Annotated in this window: 8 protein-coding genes; 2 read left to right on the plus strand and 6 right to left on the minus strand. The window is 68.1% G+C overall.

Annotation, left to right across the window (positions count from 1 at the left end):
* Nucleotides 1-2: 2 nt before the first annotated feature.
* From AC069T_RS22090 to AC069T_RS22105, 4 genes are all read right to left on the minus strand, one after another.
* Entirely contained in the window at nucleotides 3-4169 is a 4167-nt protein-coding gene (locus AC069T_RS22090) for an Eco57I restriction-modification methylase domain-containing protein (protein ID WP_478784365.1), read from the minus strand.
* A complete protein-coding gene (gene drmD, locus AC069T_RS22095; RefSeq protein ID WP_478784366.1) occupies nucleotides 4166-7384 on the minus strand; it encodes a DISARM system SNF2-like helicase DrmD in 3219 nt (1072 codons plus the stop codon). The genes AC069T_RS22090 and drmD overlap by 4 nt, the downstream gene beginning before the upstream one ends.
* A 111-nt stretch (nucleotides 7385-7495) precedes the next feature.
* A complete protein-coding gene (locus tag AC069T_RS22100) occupies nucleotides 7496-9091 on the minus strand; it encodes a serine/threonine-protein kinase (RefSeq protein ID WP_062647816.1) in 1596 nt (531 codons plus the stop codon).
* Between the two features lie 74 nt (nucleotides 9092-9165).
* A complete protein-coding gene (locus AC069T_RS22105) occupies nucleotides 9166-10110 on the minus strand; it encodes a serine/threonine-protein kinase (RefSeq protein ID WP_234437011.1) in 945 nt (314 codons plus the stop codon).
* A gap of 72 nt (nucleotides 10111-10182) precedes the next feature.
* On the opposite strand from AC069T_RS22105, the gene AC069T_RS22110 reads away from it, so the two are divergent.
* On the plus strand, nucleotides 10183-12336 hold the full coding sequence (locus tag AC069T_RS22110) for a UvrD-helicase domain-containing protein (protein WP_062647818.1): 2154 nt from the start codon (nucleotides 10183-10185) through the stop codon (nucleotides 12334-12336).
* Nucleotides 12337-12399: 63 nt separating this feature from the next.
* Here AC069T_RS22110 and AC069T_RS22115 read toward each other — a convergent pair whose 3' ends face one another.
* Nucleotides 12400-14985, minus strand: coding sequence for a GmrSD restriction endonuclease domain-containing protein (locus AC069T_RS22115; RefSeq protein ID WP_062647820.1), 2586 nt, complete (start codon nucleotides 14983-14985; stop codon nucleotides 12400-12402).
* 381 nt (nucleotides 14986-15366) lie between these two features.
* Nucleotides 15367-15630 (minus strand): helix-turn-helix domain-containing protein, encoded by a 264-nt coding sequence (locus tag AC069T_RS22120; protein WP_234437012.1) that lies wholly within the window; start codon nucleotides 15628-15630, stop codon nucleotides 15367-15369.
* A 482-nt stretch (nucleotides 15631-16112) separates the two neighbouring features.
* On the opposite strand from AC069T_RS22120, the gene AC069T_RS22125 reads away from it, so the two are divergent.
* Nucleotides 16113-17159, plus strand: a complete 1047-nt coding sequence (locus tag AC069T_RS22125; RefSeq protein ID WP_078890371.1) for a tyrosine-type recombinase/integrase — start codon at nucleotides 16113-16115, stop codon at nucleotides 17157-17159.
* The last annotated feature ends 222 nt before the right edge of the window (nucleotides 17160-17381 follow it).

Here is a 17381-nt window from a genome sequence, read left to right on the forward strand (position 1 = left end):
GATCAGAAGAGCAGCCCCTCGCGTACTGCTGAGGGCGACTGAAAATGTCGCTGGTGATTAAGCTCCAGGAGTCGGTCCAAGATCTCGGTAAGAGTACGCATCGGGAACGTGTAGCGCACGCCTTGACGAGTTTCATGGAACCCATGTTCCAAGTTCAGGTCGCTCCACCCGTAGGCTGCCGACACAGCCTCGTCCACAGCTCGATGGCAATCTCGTACAGCTGCAATCTCGGCATCTCCGACAGAAGGATCATGGACGAGGTTGTAGAGCTTGGTCAGACCAAGGCTGCGCTCCGCCATGATCTCAGCTCGCAGCTGATCAAGGCGGGCACCCGCATCTGCCATGCCTGATGAGTAGGTAGGACGTGGAAGTGTCTCGAACACGTCTGACGGTGAGTAGTTGAGGTCAGCCTTCATTGTGGACGAGTTACGCCATGCCCAACATGTATGGAACGAACTACTGAGGAACGCGAGATCCCCGTCGGAAGCGGACGCAAAAACGGCCAACTTGTGCGAAAGGACCTGTCGGCTTGGGACTCGGGCCGGCATCACGGTTCGGGACACGAGTGCTACCACCAAGACACGTTCGCGGCCGGAGATGGCTCGGTACAAGTCCATGGCGGGCCGGGTGAAGCGCCACCAGATCTCACGACGCTGTCGGTTGTTGTTCTTGAGTCGCTCGGGCTTCACGTCGCGTTCCACGATGGCGAATACTTCAGGGTATTCACGGGCCCGCTCCTCGGGCCAGTCATGGAAGTTGATCACCCAGCGGCTCGCCGAGCAGTCCGGACGGGAGTTGAGGTCCTCGCCGTTGAGGTAGGGGAAGAGGACGTCGCGGTTGCGCGGGTCGCGCTGGATGAGCTCCTCGGCCTGCTGGGGCGACAGGATGAAGCCCTTCCCCAGAACGTTGGCCCCCTGAAAGGACTTCCCGCGGTTGGCTACCAGTCGATACGGCCGCCCCTTCACCCGTGACTGTGGATCCAGCGACGTCGTGATGCCCCGAACCTTCTCGCCGTCCAGCACTCTGTCCGCCTCGTTCGCGAGCGGCGGCACCGAAGTCCAGACGGCGCAGTACTCCAAGACCGCCGACTTTGAAGGCCAGGGTGCGCTCTTCACCGCCCGCCGGATGCTGACCTTCCTCTTCTCCTCCAACTGGTCCAGGCCGACCTCACGGGTGTCACCTTGAGCCAGAGTGTTGGTAGCGATGAGCCCCGTCTGGCCATGCTTGTTGAGGAGCTGGTGAGCGCGGAGTTCAAAGTAGGCCACCAAGTCGGCGCTACCACGCTTCTTGTCGGCGAGGTAGTCGACCATGTACTCGCGGTACGCCTCGCCCAGGGCGCCCGTGAGTTTCTGGCCGCCGAGGAACGGCGGGTTGCCGATGATCGCGTCGAAGCCGCCATGTTCCGTGAAGACTTCAGGGAAGGTCAGGGGCCAGTGCAGAGGTCGTCGGGCCAGCCCTCCGCTCGGGGCTTCGGAGGAAAGCCACTCTTCAGCGGTGGCATGGGCTTCCCGCACTTCATCCGAGTCTTCCGAAACCTCCTCGTCGATGATCCGTTCCACGATGAGCTCAGCCTGCGGGAAGAGATCCTTGATGCGCTTGCCGCCGTCCTCCACGTACCACTCGACGCGTCCCGAGGCACAGGTAGCCAGTGCCGCACCGGCGAGAAGGTCGCCGACAAGCCGTAGCCGTGCGGAGTGGCGGTTCACCTCGGAGAGCTTCTCCCGTTTACGCTGCAGCGCGACCAGGTCCACACCCCTGACCGAAGTGATCGCCAAGCGAAGGTCCTTGAGTTCCTTGGCCTTCTTCTTCAGTGCTTCCGCGCGCTCGTCGGCGTGCTTGGTGAGCAGGCTGCGCTTCTCGGTCGGTTCCAGGTGTTCCGCTCTGATCTGCTCCATGTTGTGCACACCCAGCAGCGAGTCCCCCGCCACCAACCGGTCGTCCAGGAAAGTGAACGGACGCGTCGGGTCCATGGAGACCAACCACAGCGAGAGCTTGGCCATCTCCACGGCCATGGGGTTGATGTCCACCCCGTACAGGCAGTGCTCGATCACCTGGCGCCGGGCCTCGATCACTACCGGGTCGGACTCCGCGTCTGCTGCAGTGACCGCGTCAACAGCGCGCCCCGCCCGGTACTTGACCGCCTCCTCGCGGCCCTCCCGCTCCCACGCCTCGATCAGCCGATCCCCCAAGTACCGGCAGGCGGCCACCAGGAACGCCGCCGAGCCCATCGCGATGTCCGCGACCTTCAGCTCACGGATCCGCTCAGCTGTCTTCGGCACCCAGGCATCCCTGTCCGCCGTCTGGAGCGGACCCGGCTCGTACACCAGCGGCTCCAGCGCGTGCAGCACGACCTCCTCCGCCAACCGGCGCGGGGTGTAGTGCGTACCCGTGTTCTTCCGCAGCGAGGACTCCGTCACGAACAGCGCGCCCGCCGGGATGACCACCGGCAGGTCCCGCAGGTCCCTCCGAATCACACCGAAGAAGGGCAGCAGACGTTCCGTCAGGGCCGCGTCGCGGCAGGCTGCGAGCAGCAGACGCCTCGCCTCCGTCGCGGCCTCCGCCTTCGCCGGGGCCAGCAGCTTCTCCAGACGCACCGCGCTCGCCGGCGGCTTGGGGTCCTTCCACGTCTCGTAGATCTTCTTCGCGAGGGTCTTCACGTCCCTCGACGTGGCCGCCAGGGACTCCAACTCCCTCAGCGGTACCTCGTGTTCCACGCCGTCCGGGCCGATGAGGCCGACCATCGTCTCGACGGCGCGCCGGGCGTCGTACGAGAGCAGGCCCTCGTACACGTAGCCGATCTCCTCCACGCCCAGCGCGCGGAAGCTGAGCGTGCGGGTCTCCCTCTGCCTGCCCGTGCCGACACGGACCTCCTGCACGGACTGGAGCATGTGCAGCACCGTGCGGTCGTCGATGGGGAGAAGGGGGAAGCTGTTCTCCAGCCAGGGGTACTTGTCCGGATCGAAGATGGAGCCGTCGTACGCCGGGAGTTCGAGCTCAGGGTGCAGCACTCCGCCGTGCACGGCGTGGAACAGCGCGATCAGGCGGTGCCAGGCGGCGGTCGTGTACTCCAGGGAGGCCTCGCCCTCGGCGTCGGCGCGGGACTTCAGCTCGGCGCGCAGGAAGCGGGCGGAGTAGGAGCGGGCGTAGACCTCGTTGTCGGCGGGCAGCAGTCCGCGTTCCTCGGCGAAGAGGAGGAAGACGACGCGCATCATGACCGCGACCGCGCCCCGGTAGACCTCGCTCGCCTCGACGCCGCTCGCGCGCAGGCCGGGGGTACCGCGTTCCATGGCGCTGGCGTCGGCGCGGCCGATGGCGTCCACCAGTTGCTCGACGGCCTGGCGGACCTGGATGCCGAGGGCCTCGGTGACCTCGTCGCCCGCGTCGAGGCTCTTCCTCAGCAGACCGACCAGAGTCTCGGACTCGTCGTACTCGAAGAAGCGACGGCGGCGCAGCAGGGAGACGAAGGCGCGGACGACCGTGCGTTCGGCGGCCTCGTTCCAGCCGATGGCGTCGAAGACGGCCGTGGTCGTGACGCCGCCGACCGGGGCCCAGACCAGGCACCACCAGCGGCCGTCGGTGACCAGGCCGAGGGGTACGTCGTGGTGGCGCAGGAGTCGGGCGAGGCGGTCGGCGGGGCCGGCCGCCCAGTCGTCGCCCCAGCTCGGGCGGGCCGTTGGGGCGGTGCCGCTGGGGATGGTCATGCCCAGCATTCGTACGCGCTTGGCAGCAGACCCCGTGTCCGGTTCGGCGGCGAGTTCCGTACCAGGCTCGGTTAGCGCGAAGTCGGCGCGGACACGGGCGTTGTGCTCGTGGACGTCGAGAGTGAGGCGGTCCAGGGCGAGGTCGTCGTCCTGGCCCTCGCGCAGAACAAGCGCATCGCCCCACTCCAGCAGCGAGCGCAGGATGTAGCCGGTCCACTCGTCGCGGCCGGCGTTGGTGTCGGCCTGCCAGTCGGCGTGGCGGGCGCGCAGCCGGGTGCGCTGGTCCTTGTCGAGGGCGTCGAGCTGGGGCCAGGCCTGGAGCAGGACGGGCATGGTGAGGAAAGGGCCGGAGACCTCGGTGAGGTCCAGCCATTCCTGGTGCTGGCCCCGGCCGTCCATGGCCTTGGCCCTGGCGGCGGCGACTCCGCGGGAGGAGCCACGGAAGGAAGAGGCGGCGGAGCGGCTCATCGGCTGGCTTCCTTTGCGGGGATCACGACGACGACGGCGACGGGGAAGAGGTGGGAGCGCGGCTCGTAGTAGCGGGCCGCGATGGCGGCGAGTTCGCGCTCGCGTTCGGCGGTGAGGCCTTCGATGCGAGCCTGCCAGCGGTCCCGGTCCTCGCGGTACTGGCGCTGTTCGGCGGTGGTGACCTCGCGGGTGCCGAAGAGAGCGATCTGCTCGTTGTCGTCGTCGCCCTCCTCCTTGAGCTTGGCGCGCAGGGTGGCCTCGAAGCGGTCCAGGGTGGCCCGGATGCGGTTCTCCTCCTCGGTGCGGCGGGCGGCCAGCGCCGATTCGAGGGAGGTGCCGCGTTCACGGGCGCGGGCGGTGAGGGAGTCGTGGAGGGGCTTCTCCAGCCGGGACCAGGCGTCGGTGAAGGCGTGCCGCAGGTCGGGGGCGGCCTCGGCGCCGTCGGCGAGCGCGCGGGCGAGGACTGCGCCCTGGGTGCGTACGGACTCCCAGCGGCGGAAGCGGCCGGTGTCGCCGAACCAGCCGCCCGCGTAAAGGATCTCCTCGTGAAGGCGGGTGCCATCGTTGCCGACGAGGACGTAACGGGCGTAGGCGGAGACGAGGGCCGTCTCGACGGCGGGGTCGTCGGAAACGACGGCGGTCACGCGGTGCAGACCGACGGTGTCGGCGTTCCACACGGCGGCCGTGAGCAGGCGGGTGGAGAGGGCGACCAGCGGGTGCTTGAGGTGGGCGAGCACCACGTCGTCGCGGCCGAGGGCAGCGACCTGCGGGGTGAATGTGACGGGGCGCTGCTCGGCTGGGCGAAGTTTGTGGGCGAGGCCGCGGGTGGCCCGTTCCCAGGTGCCGGAGAGCGGCGGGACGGTCCAGAGGCCTTTCATGTCCTCGTTGTAGTGCGGAGTCAGGGGCTGCTGGTGGTCCAGGGTGAGGGCGGTGTCGACGACCCGTTTGATGTTGGCTGGGGTGAGGCCAAGGGCGTCCACGGTCTCCTGGTACTGCTCGGCGAGGCGCTTGGCCTGCGCAGTGACGTTCTGCTCGGCGGCGACGGTGCCGCCAGTGCGGCGACCGGCGATCTGCTTGGGCTTGGCGTTGTCGATGTCGACGGGGGTGGTGTCGCCGGTCATACGGCGCTGTACGGCGTCGGCGATGACGGCGTTGACGGAGCCCAGGTCGGCTTCAGTGCGGGCGATCTTGCGGGCGATGCGGGAGAGGAACTCCAGGTCGGCCTCGTAGGATCCGGCGGCGGCGTTCTCCCAGCCGGCGCCGATGAAGTGAGTGATCTCCGGGTCGGTCTTCTGGCCCCAGCGGTCGATGCGGCCGATGCGCTGTTCGAGCTTGTTGGGGTTGAAGGGGATGTCGTAGTTGAACAGGCGGTGGCAGTGGTTCTGGAGGTCGATGCCCTCGCTGGCGGCGTCGGTGGCCAGCAGGATGCGGACCTTGCCCTCGTCGGTGGCGGGATGAGCCTGGAAGCCGAGGCGGATGTCCTCACGGTCGTCTGTGCTGAGTCCGCCGTGGAGGACGGCGACGCGGCCGCCGTCGGTGAGTTCCTGCTGCTGGAGCAGGTTGAGCAGCCATTTCTGGGTGTCGCGGTACTCGGTGAAGATCACGACGCGTTCGTTGGTCCAGAACTGGCCATCGGGGCGGCAGATGGCCTTCAGCTCGCGGATGAGCGCGTCGGCCTTGGAGTCGGCGGCGGCCTCGTGGGTCAGTGCCCAGCGCTCCATCTGCTGGAGAAGGGCGAGTTCCTCGCCGTCCTCCTGCGGGGTGAGGCTGGTTGAGCGCGTGAGGGCGTCGTCCTCTGCCTCCGCCAGGCCCAGGTCGTCGAGTTCGGCGACGAGGTCGGAAAAGTCCTCCAGCCAATCGGGGACTTCGGCAGCGGCCGAGCGGGAACGGGTCCGGGTGTCGTCGAGGTGGGAGAGGTAGACCTGGACGGTGTGCAGGAAGGCGGCCGGGGAGGAGAACAGCCGCTTCTTCAGCAGGAGAGTGACCAGGTCGGCGGCGCGGCGGCCGCCGCGGGCCTTTGGGGTCATCCGCTTGCGGCGAAGGTCGGAGAAGCTGCTGAGCACGCCGTGGATCTCGCGTTCGGTGTCGGTGTACTCGACGGGGAGTTCGCGGGTGCGGCGGGTGCGGAAACGGGGGGAGCCGTCGGGGTTGGTGATGGTGGACTTCAGGCGTCGGACGACGGTCTCCTTGCGGGCCTGCTCGTCGGGGTCGACACCACGGGCGAACTTCTGATTGTCGATGAGCTCCAGCAGCGCGGTGTACGACTCGGGGTAGCCGTTGTGCGGGGTGGCGGAGAGGAAGAGGCGGTGCTCGAAGTGCGGGACGAGCCGCCGGATCAGCTTGGTCTGCTGGGAGTCGACGGCGTACACCTGCTTGGGCGCGGCGGGTGCCACGTGGTGGGCCTCGTCGAGGACTAGCAGGTCGAAGAAGCGGCGGTCGGTTCCGTCCTCCCTCGTCTCCTGGCGGGTCGGGACGACCTCGTCGAGGAGGCGCTGCGCCTTGGTGCCGCGCAGCCAGGGCAGGGACACGATGGTCAGCGGGTGGACGCGGAACGGGTTGGCGGCGGTGCCGTGGGTGCGGCGCAGCCGGGCGCAGCGCTCGGCGTCGACGATCGTGAAGTCCAGGCCGAACTTCTCTGCGAGTTCGTCGCGCCACTTCAGGGTGAGGCCCGCCGGACAGATCACCATGACGCGGTGGGCACGCCCTCGCAGCAGCAGCTCCTGGACGACGAGGCCAGCCTCGATGGTCTTGCCGAGGCCGACGTCATCGGCGAGGAGCAGGTTGACACGGGGGGCGCCGACCGCGCGGGAGACGGGTTCGAGCTGGTAGGGCTCGACGGCGACGCCGGAGCGGAACGGCGCCTGGAGGGTCTTGACGTCGGCGGAGGCGACGGCCGACCAGCGGACGGCGTCGAGGAACGCGGCGAGACGGGACGGCGGGTCGTACTGTCCGGTCGACGCGTCGGGCAGGGAGCCGCGGTCGAGGACACGGCGGCCGGGCTCGACTTCCCAGATAACGGAGAGGGTGTCCCCGAAGCGGCCGTCGGCGACGGACTGGAGGTGGACGAGGGTGGCGGCGCGGCCGTCGGAGGGCGGGGCGGGTTCCACCCTGCTGACGACCCAGCTCTGACCCCGTACTTCGACGAGCTCACCGTCCCCGGGTAGTCGCTCCTGAGGAGCCGCCGCACCTCGCTCCCGGTGAGCCGTCTGCGTCATCGGTGTTCCGCCTCCCCTTGGCCTGGCATACGGCCAGAACACTACGCAATACAGGGCCTTCGCCCCGCCTCCTGCAGTAAGCTAGCACCGACGGATTATTGTGAACTAAGTTCACGAACCTCTTTCGGAATCCGTCAGCATCCACTCCAATCGGGCGATCAGGCTATCTGTCCGCGCGCGGCGTTCGTCGTCAGCCGGGAAAAACCGCTGCTGCTCCTGCCGCAGAGCGGTGAGCTGGTCACGCGCCTCGCGCAGCCGTCCCATCCGGGCAACGAGCGAGCCGATCCGGAACCTGGTGTCGAACACGCGCCAATCGGCGGCGCCGAAGACGGTCCGCTGCACGGGCAGGAGACTCTCGAACTCGTGCAGCGCCTCGGTCGTGTGCCCCAGCTCGGCCAGACATGTGGCCGAGCCGGCCCGGCAGGCCAGTACATCCGGGTCGGTGGCCGGGCGGCTGCGGCGGAGCGCGTCGCCGAGTGCGGAGTAGCCGCCGTGGGCGCGGGTGAACTCTTCCGACTTCACCAGCAGGTCGCACAGTGTGAGCCGCGCCGCCACGGTCTCGCTGTCGCCGAGCGGGCGGCCCGTCTCGTGCAGCATCCGCTCCAGCGAGGCGGCAGCCGCCGCGTGGTCGCCCCGGGCGGCCTGGTCGAGGATCTCTTGAGGTATGGCGGCGGCCGGGGCGGGGTCTGCGGTAGGCGCGGGGCGCGGGGCAGGGATCGGCCCGGAAAGGGAGTGGCCGGCCGGGGGTGATACGGACACGGAAGCGGACCGCAGGGCACCGGAGCCGGTGGCTGCCGCGCTGCCCGGCTTGGCAGACGTGCTCCCGGAGGTGGCGGACGTTCTCCCGGTGACAGCCCGGCCGGGCGACCGGGTGAGCCATGGGCGTGCCGCGCTGCGGACCTCTTCCGTCGAGGGGCGGTCGTCGGGGGACTTTGCCAGCAGTTCCATGATGAGGGAGGCGAAGCCCGCGGGTATGTCACCGCGCAGATCGCCGAGCCGGGGCGGTTCCTCGTACGCGTGCCGGTAGAGGAGTGTTACGGCCGTCCCCGCGGTGAAGGGCGGTCGGCCCGCCAGGATCTCGTACAACACACAGCCCAGGGCGTACAGGTCGCTCCGCTCCGTCGCCCGCCCGCCGTCCGCCTGTTCCGGTGCGATGAACCCGGGTGTGCCCAGCACTTCCTGGGTGCGGGTGAGCCGGGGTTCGCCGACGTCCGGCTCCAGGGCCGCCGCGATGCCGAAGTCGAGCACCTTCACCGTGCCGTTCGGCGTGAGCATCAGGTTGGACGGCTTCAGGTCACGGTGGACGACGCCGATGCGGTGGGCGTGGGCCAGGGCGTCGGCCGCTTGTGCGGCAACCTCGGCGGCGAGGTGGATCGGGAAAGGGCCGTTGCGCTTGAGGAGCCGGGAGAGGGTATCGCCCTGCACGAGTTCCATGACGAGGTACAGTCCGTCGCCGTCGTCTCCGTCGAGCCGACCCGAGTCGTACACGACCGGCACGCTCGCGTGGCGGATCCGGGCGGTGAGGCGGGCCTCGCGCAGGAAGCGCTGTTCCATGCGGTCGAGGTCGACACCGCGGCCGCCCGCCGACAGGAACTTGACTGCGACGGGCCGGTCAAGCCGCAGGTCCCGGGCCGACCACACGTCGCCCATGCCACCGCGGCCCAGGCGGTCGATCAGCTCGTAGTGTCCTCTGATCCGTCGTGTCACGCCGTACTCGGCCCCCTGCCCAGTTCGTGCGGTCGCCCGTACGGCATATTCTCACGCTCCTGGTGATCGGGTGGTCACACCGGGTACGGGCCCTGCGGGAGCACGAACGGTCGGCGCGGGTCCTCGGTACCGAAGCCGCGCAGGGTGCCGGGGCCGGGGCGGGCGGCGGGCAGCCACGGTCCGAGCGCGCCGTACACCTCGGCGGCCGAGGAGGGCCGATTTTCGCGGCCCTTAGCCATCAGGGCGAGGGCCAGTTCCTGGAGCGCGTCCGGTACGGGGACGCCCGCCGTGGCGAGGCTGGGCGGCGCGTCGTGCAGATGCCCGCGCAGGACGGCCAACGGCCGCTCCGCGGGGAAGGGCGGGGTTCCGGCGAGCATGTGGTGCAGCAGGCAGCCGACGCTGTACAGGTCGCTGCGCCCGTCGAGCGCCGCGTCGCCCGACAGCAGTTCGGGCGACGCGTAGCGGAGGTTGCCGGGCTGCTCACCGGTGGCGGTCAGTCTCGGGCCCTCGTCCGCCATCAGTTTCACCAGGCCGAAGTCCAGGATCTTCACCACGCCGTCGCGACGGATCATGACGTTCTCGGGCTTCAGGTCCCGGTGGACGAGACCTGCGGCGTGCGCGGCGGCGAGGCCGGAGCAGATCTGGGCGGCGACGGCCGCTGCGGACGCCACGTCGAGCCGTTCCTCCTCGGCCTCGTCGATGACTGTACCGAGCGTCGCCCCATCGACGAGCTGCATCACGAGCCAGTGGGTGTCACCGGTGACGGCCGCGTCGTGGACGGTGGCGATGTTGTCGCTGTCGAGCGCCGCCGCGGCCTTCGCCTCCCGTACGAAGCGGCGCCGCGCCCGCTCGCGGTCCTCCGCCTCGGCGAGGAGTTCCGCGGCGACTGTCTTGACGGCGACAGGACGCCCCAAGTGCAGGTCGCGTCCCTGCCAGACCTGCCCCATGCTGCCGCGTCCAAGAGGACGGTCAAGTGCGTAGCGGTCGCCGAGCACGGTGCCCTGGCCGATGGTGTGCACGAACTCCCCCTCCTGGCGGGGCGATCAGTAAAGTGATCGTAGTTCCTGGAAGGCTGGCCGGAGGGGGCGGGGATGGCGACGCTGGGCATGCACCGGGACTTTCTGATGGAGTTCGCCACGCTGGAGAAATCCGTCCAGAAACGCGTCTTCGAGGTGTTCGAGAAGTTCGCGGCAGCCAAGCACGCGGGACTGCACCTGGAGAAGCTCACGCACCAGAAGGATCCGCGGCTGCGGACCATCCGGATCACCGACTTCTGGCGCGGCGTCGTCCTCAAGGCGGAGTCCGGCGACAGCTATCTGCTGTTGAGGGTGCTCCCGCACGACAAGGCCAACGACTGGGCGGCGAAGCACCGGGCGTCGGTGAACGAGGCCACCCAGGGCATCGAGATACGCAACGATGTGGCCCTGGAGCGGGCCACGGCTGGGCTGCGTGCGTTGGCCGCCGACGAGCCGTCCCGTCTGTTCCCCGCCGCGGAGTATCCGGACAAGGTGCTGCGCAGCCTCGGGGTCGACGAGGAGATCCTGCCGATCATCCGGCTGGTCCCCGACGAGGCCCACCTGGAGGCACTGCACAAGGTGCTTCCCGAGCAGCAGTACGACGTGCTGCTCGGGCTCGCGACCGGTATGAAGCCCGAGGAGATCGACCGCGAGCTCGTGCAGGCGTACGCCCGGACAGCCGTGCGGAGCGCCCGGGCCTCCGAGGGCGACGAGCTGGGCACCGCGATGGGCCGCTCACGCGGCCGTATCGCCCTCGTCTCCGGAGCCAATGAACTGCTGGAGATCCTTCAGCGCCCCTTCGACGCCTGGCGGGTCTTTCTGCATCCGAGCCAGTACCGGGTGGCCTACCAGGAGAGTTACGCCGGCTCGGCGCGGGTCACCGGCGGGCCGGGTACGGGCAAGACCGTCGTGGCGCTGCACCGGGCGTACCACCTCGCGCGGGGCCTGCCCGCCGACGCGCCCGACGGCTGTGTACTGCTGACGACCTACACGAAGGACCTGGCCGCCGAACTGCAGCGCTGCATGGAGCTGCTGATCACGGAGGACGCTGTCCGCGCGAAGATCCGGGTGGTGAACGTCGACGCCCTGGCCAACGAGATCGTACGGGCGGACCGCGGCGGCGCACCGCTGAAACTGGTCTTCGACCAGAAGGAGATCACCGCTCGGTGGGCGCGGATCGCGCGACGCTTGAACCTCGACTTCACGGACGTCTTCCTCGACCAGGAGTGGCGGCACGTCGTCGTCGCGCATGCCGTCGCCACTCCCGAGGAATACCTCAAAGTGTTGCGGACAGGCCGTGGGAGCGGGCTCGGGCCGCTGAAACGCCTTCAGGTGTGGCGTGCGGTCTCCGCTTTCGAGGAGCAGCTGCGCCAGGCCGGGGAATGGACGTTCCTGCAGGTGTGCGCCGAGGCCGCACGTGTCCTGGACGGGAGCGGCAAGCGGCCCTTCCGGCATGTCGTCGTCGACGAGGCACAGGACCTGCACCCCGCCCAGTGGCGGTTCCTGCGGGCCCTCGTCGGCTCCGGCGCCGACGACCTGTTCCTCGCCGGGGACACCCACCAGCGTATCTACGGCAACCGGGTCTCGCTTCGCTCGCTCGGCGTCGAGGTCGTCGGACGCTCGTACCGGCTGCGGGTCAACTACCGCACCACGCAGGAGATCCTCGCCTGGTCCACCGCGCTGCTGACCGGAGAGAAGCCCGACGACATGGACGAGGGGAAGGAGACCCTGGCTGGCTATCGCTCCACGATGCACGGCGAACGGCCCGAGACCGCGGGACACGCCTCGAAGCCCGAGGAGATGGCGGCGCTGGTGGCCCAGGTGGAGAAGTGGGCCGCCTCGGGCGTGGATACGGAACACATCGGCATCGCGGTGCGGTTCATCCAGTTCGGGCGGGACATCGCCAAGGCCCTGGAACGCGCCGGGATCCCTTCTTTCGTCCTGGGGGCCGGGCGCAGTGGTGCGGGGGTGCGGATAGGGACCATGCACCGGATGAAGGGGCTGGAGTTCCGCTGCGTCGCCGTGGCCGGGGTGATGGACGGCACGGTTCCGATGAAGTCCGCCGTGACTCCGGTGGACGTCGACGCGCAGCAGCACCAGGAGGATGTGAATAGCGAGCTGAGCGTGCTGTTCGTGGCGTGCACGCGGGCGCGGGAGGCACTGCGTGTGTCCTGGCACGGGACGCCGAGTCCGTTCCTGGCACCAGTCATCAGCGGTCCGCGTCCGTAGCACTTTGGGTTCGACGGGTGTGGGGCCCATGCGTTCTCGGGCCTCACACCCGTGATGACAACGTCAGAGCGTGTCCGGACCGTCGTCCATCATGCGGCGGGCCTCAGCCAGAGCGGCGGTCTGCGCGAACCATTCCAGCACCACGCAGATCTCCTCGCTGTGCCCGGAGAAGACCTCCAGGGCGAAGGATGGACGCAGGTCCAGTTTGGCCTCCGCCAGGTCGATGCCCTCGATGCCGTTCAGCCGGATCATCAGCTCCCGGCGCATTGGCTCGTCATCGAACGGAGGCCGCCGCTTCAAGTATTGGAAGACCACTTCGACAGTGCCCGCGACTGGGTAGATCCCCAGCGGCCAGAGCGCACGGGCGGTGTCGCGCGTGTCGCCGAACCGCACCATTGGGAAGCAACTGGTCTCGTCGGCTCGGCCGTAGGCAAGGTGGCCGCCCTGCTGCTCCCAATAACGCAGTGCGCCGAGGACGCCCTGCACGGTCTCCTCGGTCTGGTTGTCGCGGAGTTGGGCTTCGAACCGGTCGGCCTTTGTCTGCTGCTCGACTTCGGCCTGCGCGGATGGCACGGACTCATCCGCGGTGTCCCTGCCGAGCAGGGTAGCCAGGTCGGCGGTGGTCAGCCGGTGGGACCGGCGGGCCCGTCCCGCGTCGTCGAAGCGAACTCCCTCCGCTTCCAGGCGGGTTCGCGCGTCGCCGGACTCCTTGCCGTCCGGCCACCGGAAGCCCGCCGAGACGCGGCCGTCCGCCGTCAGCACGCGGTACGCGCCGTGCAGACCAACCCTGGTCGCCAGGTGCTGGCCCACTGGGACGGCATGGGTGCCGATCAGTGCCGCCACATCGCCGTACGTCGTCCACGTGCCGGCCGGCATGGCAAGGAGCGCAGCCCGGAGTTCCTTCCAGCCAGCCCACTCGTCCTCTGCTTGGACGACTCCCTCGGCGGGGCCGGGCCACAACCTCACGGCTTTGTCCGCCAGTTCGTCGGCGCGGGCGAGAATCTCCTTCCTCGCCCACCGTTCCTCGGCGGCGATCCGCTGGTTCATGCGCAAGGCGCTGGCGTCGAGGATTTCCTGCTTGCGGCGGAAGGGGTGGTTCGACAGGCGCGCGTTGTCCGCGGAGAGGGTGAGGTTGCCCAGGGTGTGGACGAGCAGGGCGTGGAGTTCGTCCGGGCTCTGGCCGTCCTCGGCGTCCTCGGCGAGAAGGTCGTACCATTGCTGGGCCGGGCTCTGCGGCAGCACGTGCTCGACGGTGAGGGATGCCTTGGCGTAGTCCACGGGCTCACTACCGTCATAGCTCTCCTCCAGTCGGCGCAGCACCTGGAACCGCTGGTTGCTGCGGCCCGCCTTGTAGAAGGGGCGGGTGCGGACAGCCTCGCGCAGCGCTTCGTCGCCGGGCCAGACTCGTGCCCCCGTCCTGTTCCGGGACAGGAAACGGCGTACGGCGTCCGCCGGGTCGTCGTCCTTCTCCAGTTCCTTGGGCATCTCCATGAAGACCCGGTTGCTGCCCGTGGTGGACAGGCCCGCCAAGAGGCGGCGCACCATGTAACTCTCGGCGTAGGCCAGCGCTCGGGCGGCCTGCTGGGGCGTGGCCCGGCCGTCGTCGACACGGTCGAGCAGCTGGAGCGCCAGCGGGTAGTGGGTCTGACCGCCCCAACGGAACAGCCTCTCCAGGACCTCTCGCAGTTCCGGGTCCGGCTCCCGCCGAGGCTCCAGGATGCGCATCAACCGTTCGGCCCGCCGGGCGAGGGAGGCGATCTCGGCCTCCAGTGCCGCCTCGTCGGTGCTCAGTGGCTCCAGGCGCTTCTTCTGGTCGCGGTAGATCTCGCTCTGCTTGGCCCGGCTGTTGCCAGCCACAACCAGATCAAGCCAGACGAGCAGTTCGAGGTTGTCGGGACCGAGGAGCTCCTGCATAGGCAGCCAGTGGTTGCGGTAGACCGACTCGCCACGGGTCTGCAAGCACATGAAGAGGTAGTTGCGCAGCAGGTCGCTCTGGCGGAGACCGACACCGGTGTTGTTGATGGACTCGAAGATGCGGTAGACGTTGTCGCCTTCGGCCGCGGTGATCTCGACGATGGACACCAGACTGCTCAGGACGGTTTCCACCGCGCCCGTCCACGCTTCGCCGCCGTTCTCCTCGCCCTCCGTGAGGACGGCCACGAAGAAGCGGTAGGCGGCGCCCACATTGCCGGGGCCACCGGCCTTGGGGGTGTTCTCGACGCACGCGGTGAAGGCCTCGCGGTCCGCCTGTGTCGGCAGGAGACGGTAGTGGTCGTCGCCGTTGCGGTACCTGTTGACGAGCACGAGGTCGTGAATGCGGTCGGCGTCCCGCTCGGCGCCGCGCTCCCGGTAGCGGTCACGCAGCGCGGTGAGGGCCAGCATGAGGGTGGTGAGCCGCTGCTGCCCGTCGACGACGAGCCAGCGCTGCATACCTCCCGCGGTGATCCTTCCCGGGGCGAGCACCACGGAGCCGAGGAAGTGGGTCGCGGGCGTCCTGCCCTCCAGGTGCTCCTCGACCAGCTCCAGCACGTCGTCCCAGAGCTGCTGCAGCTCGTCCTGCTGCCAGCTGTATGTGCGCTGGTAAAGCGGCACCTGGAACTGCTTCTCGCCTTGGACGAGCTCCTTGAACGTGGTCTCCTGAGCGTGCACGCACCCCTCCCCGCTGTCTGCCGGGCCAGCTCATACTCCCCCATCGGGTTGGGATGGCCTCTGCCCCGACTCGATCACCAGCGGTGACACTATCGGCCGAGCCTCAGGCGCACACCTCGTTCCCCCGTCATCGGGGAGGTCGTGGGGAACTCGCGGTTCCGGAGGCACTCACCCGACAACGACACGGATCGGGCCCGACAACAGCCGCGGAACTCCGCGTGGGCTGCCCACAGGGGATAGCAGCAGTACAGCAATCAGCCGCCCGGACACGCCAAAACGTCATGCCGTTCGGGCACCGCCGAGTTCATGGCCAGTCGGCGAGGGGGCGGTGGCGATTGAGCTCCTCAGAAAAATGACCACCAACAAAGTGCTTATCCCACATCAGTGCGAGATGGATTTTTCGGGTTCTCCCCCAATATGGTTGACGAGCCGCCCTGGTTCCACACCAAGCCCCGCTGCGATGCCGAGGAGTGTCAGCACGCTGAGATTGCGCCTCCCGTGCTCGATATAGATGAGGCCTCGAAAGCTCAATCCGCTGCGTTCAGCAAGCTGCTCCAAGCTGTAACCGCGCTCTTCTCTGAGGCGTCGAATTTGCAGACCGATGGCCAGGAGTCGCGGATCGGGCGGCGATGAGCTTTCAGACACATGGTGACTCGACCGTCAACCCATCAGGTACACCATGAACAGCTGTGCATAACTACTTCCCGTAGTGGAAAGTCTGCGCGGGGAACGGATAGAGCAGCACACCGTCGGCCGTCGTCAGCACTCGCGTGCTGGCGTTGATGGCTGTGGGCAGGTCCTGTTCGCAGCCATCAACGGAGCACTCGGGCTCCGAAGCCAACGCGAGGTCAACAAGGCCGAGGGGTAAACAGTAGACAGGCAGGCGGGATTTCATGGGCAGGCCAAACGAACCTTTTGACCGCTGGCACAAGACGTATCCAAAACCGGACCGCGGGGAGATCCCATGCCGCTGTGGAACGACACGTCGCCCGCTGTATCCCTCATCGGATCACGGGCGAGGACTCCAATGGCAAGCCCGATACGCGGACTCCAACGGTAAACAGTACCGTCGCTCCTTTGCCGCCTGGCAGGAGTGCCGCGACCATCTGGATAATCTTCATGCAGCCATGCAGTTGGGTACATCGGGTAACCCGGGTGCAGTCAGCCTGCCTGTCGAGTTCTACGCGAAACAGTTGATCGAGAGGAGGCGCAAGAGAAACAAAAACGCCAACACGACAAATACCTACGAGAGCCATCTTCGGAATCACATCCTGCCGTTCGCCGGACGCCGGCCCGCGAGCGCGCTACGCCGCCGGGACTCCACGGCGCTAGTCGACTGGCTCCTCGTCAAACCCAGCCTCAGTTCCACGTGCACGGTCGTCCAGATCTTCAAAACTTGGCGGATTCTTGTGCACTACATGCTGGACGAGGACGTTCCACTACCGTCCAACGTCGTGGCGCGCATCGACCTTCCGGACGTCACACAGCGCGTAGCGGTCGCGCTGTCACCCGGACAGGTCGCAGCCATCGCAGCAGCCATGCGCAAGGTGGCGCCCCGCTACGAGATCCTGATCTGGCTCGCCGCGTGCGCCGGGCTCCGTCAAGGTGAGGCCTTTGGGTTGAGGCAAAGCCAAGTCATGCAGAGCCAGGACCGGCTCTGCATCAAGGAGCAACGGCAGCGCGGCAAGGCCGTAGGGCTCAAGACCAAAGCCAGTTACGCCACGCTGCCAGTGGACCACTTCCTGATCGAGCAGCTGACCCAGCACAGTTCACAGTTCGTTGAACCGGAGCTCGTTTCGCCATACACCGAGCAGCGCCGCAGGGCGCGCGGCTACGCGGAGCCACCGGGCGAGGACCTCATCGTCACCAACCGCTTCGGCAGGCCTGTCCTGCGCAGCGATTTTCATGACAAGTGGAAAAGGGCCGTGAGGCTGGCCGGGCTTCCCGGAACGACACGTTTCCACGATCTCAAGCACTTTTACACCACCACGCTCGGCTCCTCCGGTAATCACGATCCGAAGACCGTGCAAGCGCTCTCCCGGCATGCCGAGTTCTCCGAAACCTGGGACACTTACGCCCATCCTCCACTCGCCGTGGAGCATGTCACGGTCACTGCGTTCAGCTCCGCCTTCGCACACATCGCGCAACACAGTTCGTGCCACGAGCAACCTTGACGGCTCCCTGCTGCTCGGCGAGCGGCCTCTGCGCCCGGGGCATGGGTCCGGAGCTGGCCGACTCCGTGGATGGCAGGTGCGCGACTGGCAGGCTGCCGGGGTCACTTCCCCGAAGATCGCGGTCTGCGCGGTTCGAGATGCACGCTGCGTAGATCAGCGAGCTCGCCAAGGCGAGGCTTCCGGTGGTGCGGGTCGAGGAGAGGGAGCCCGCCGACACGGTCG

Source organism: Streptomyces sp. NPDC043867, assembly GCF_056435845.1.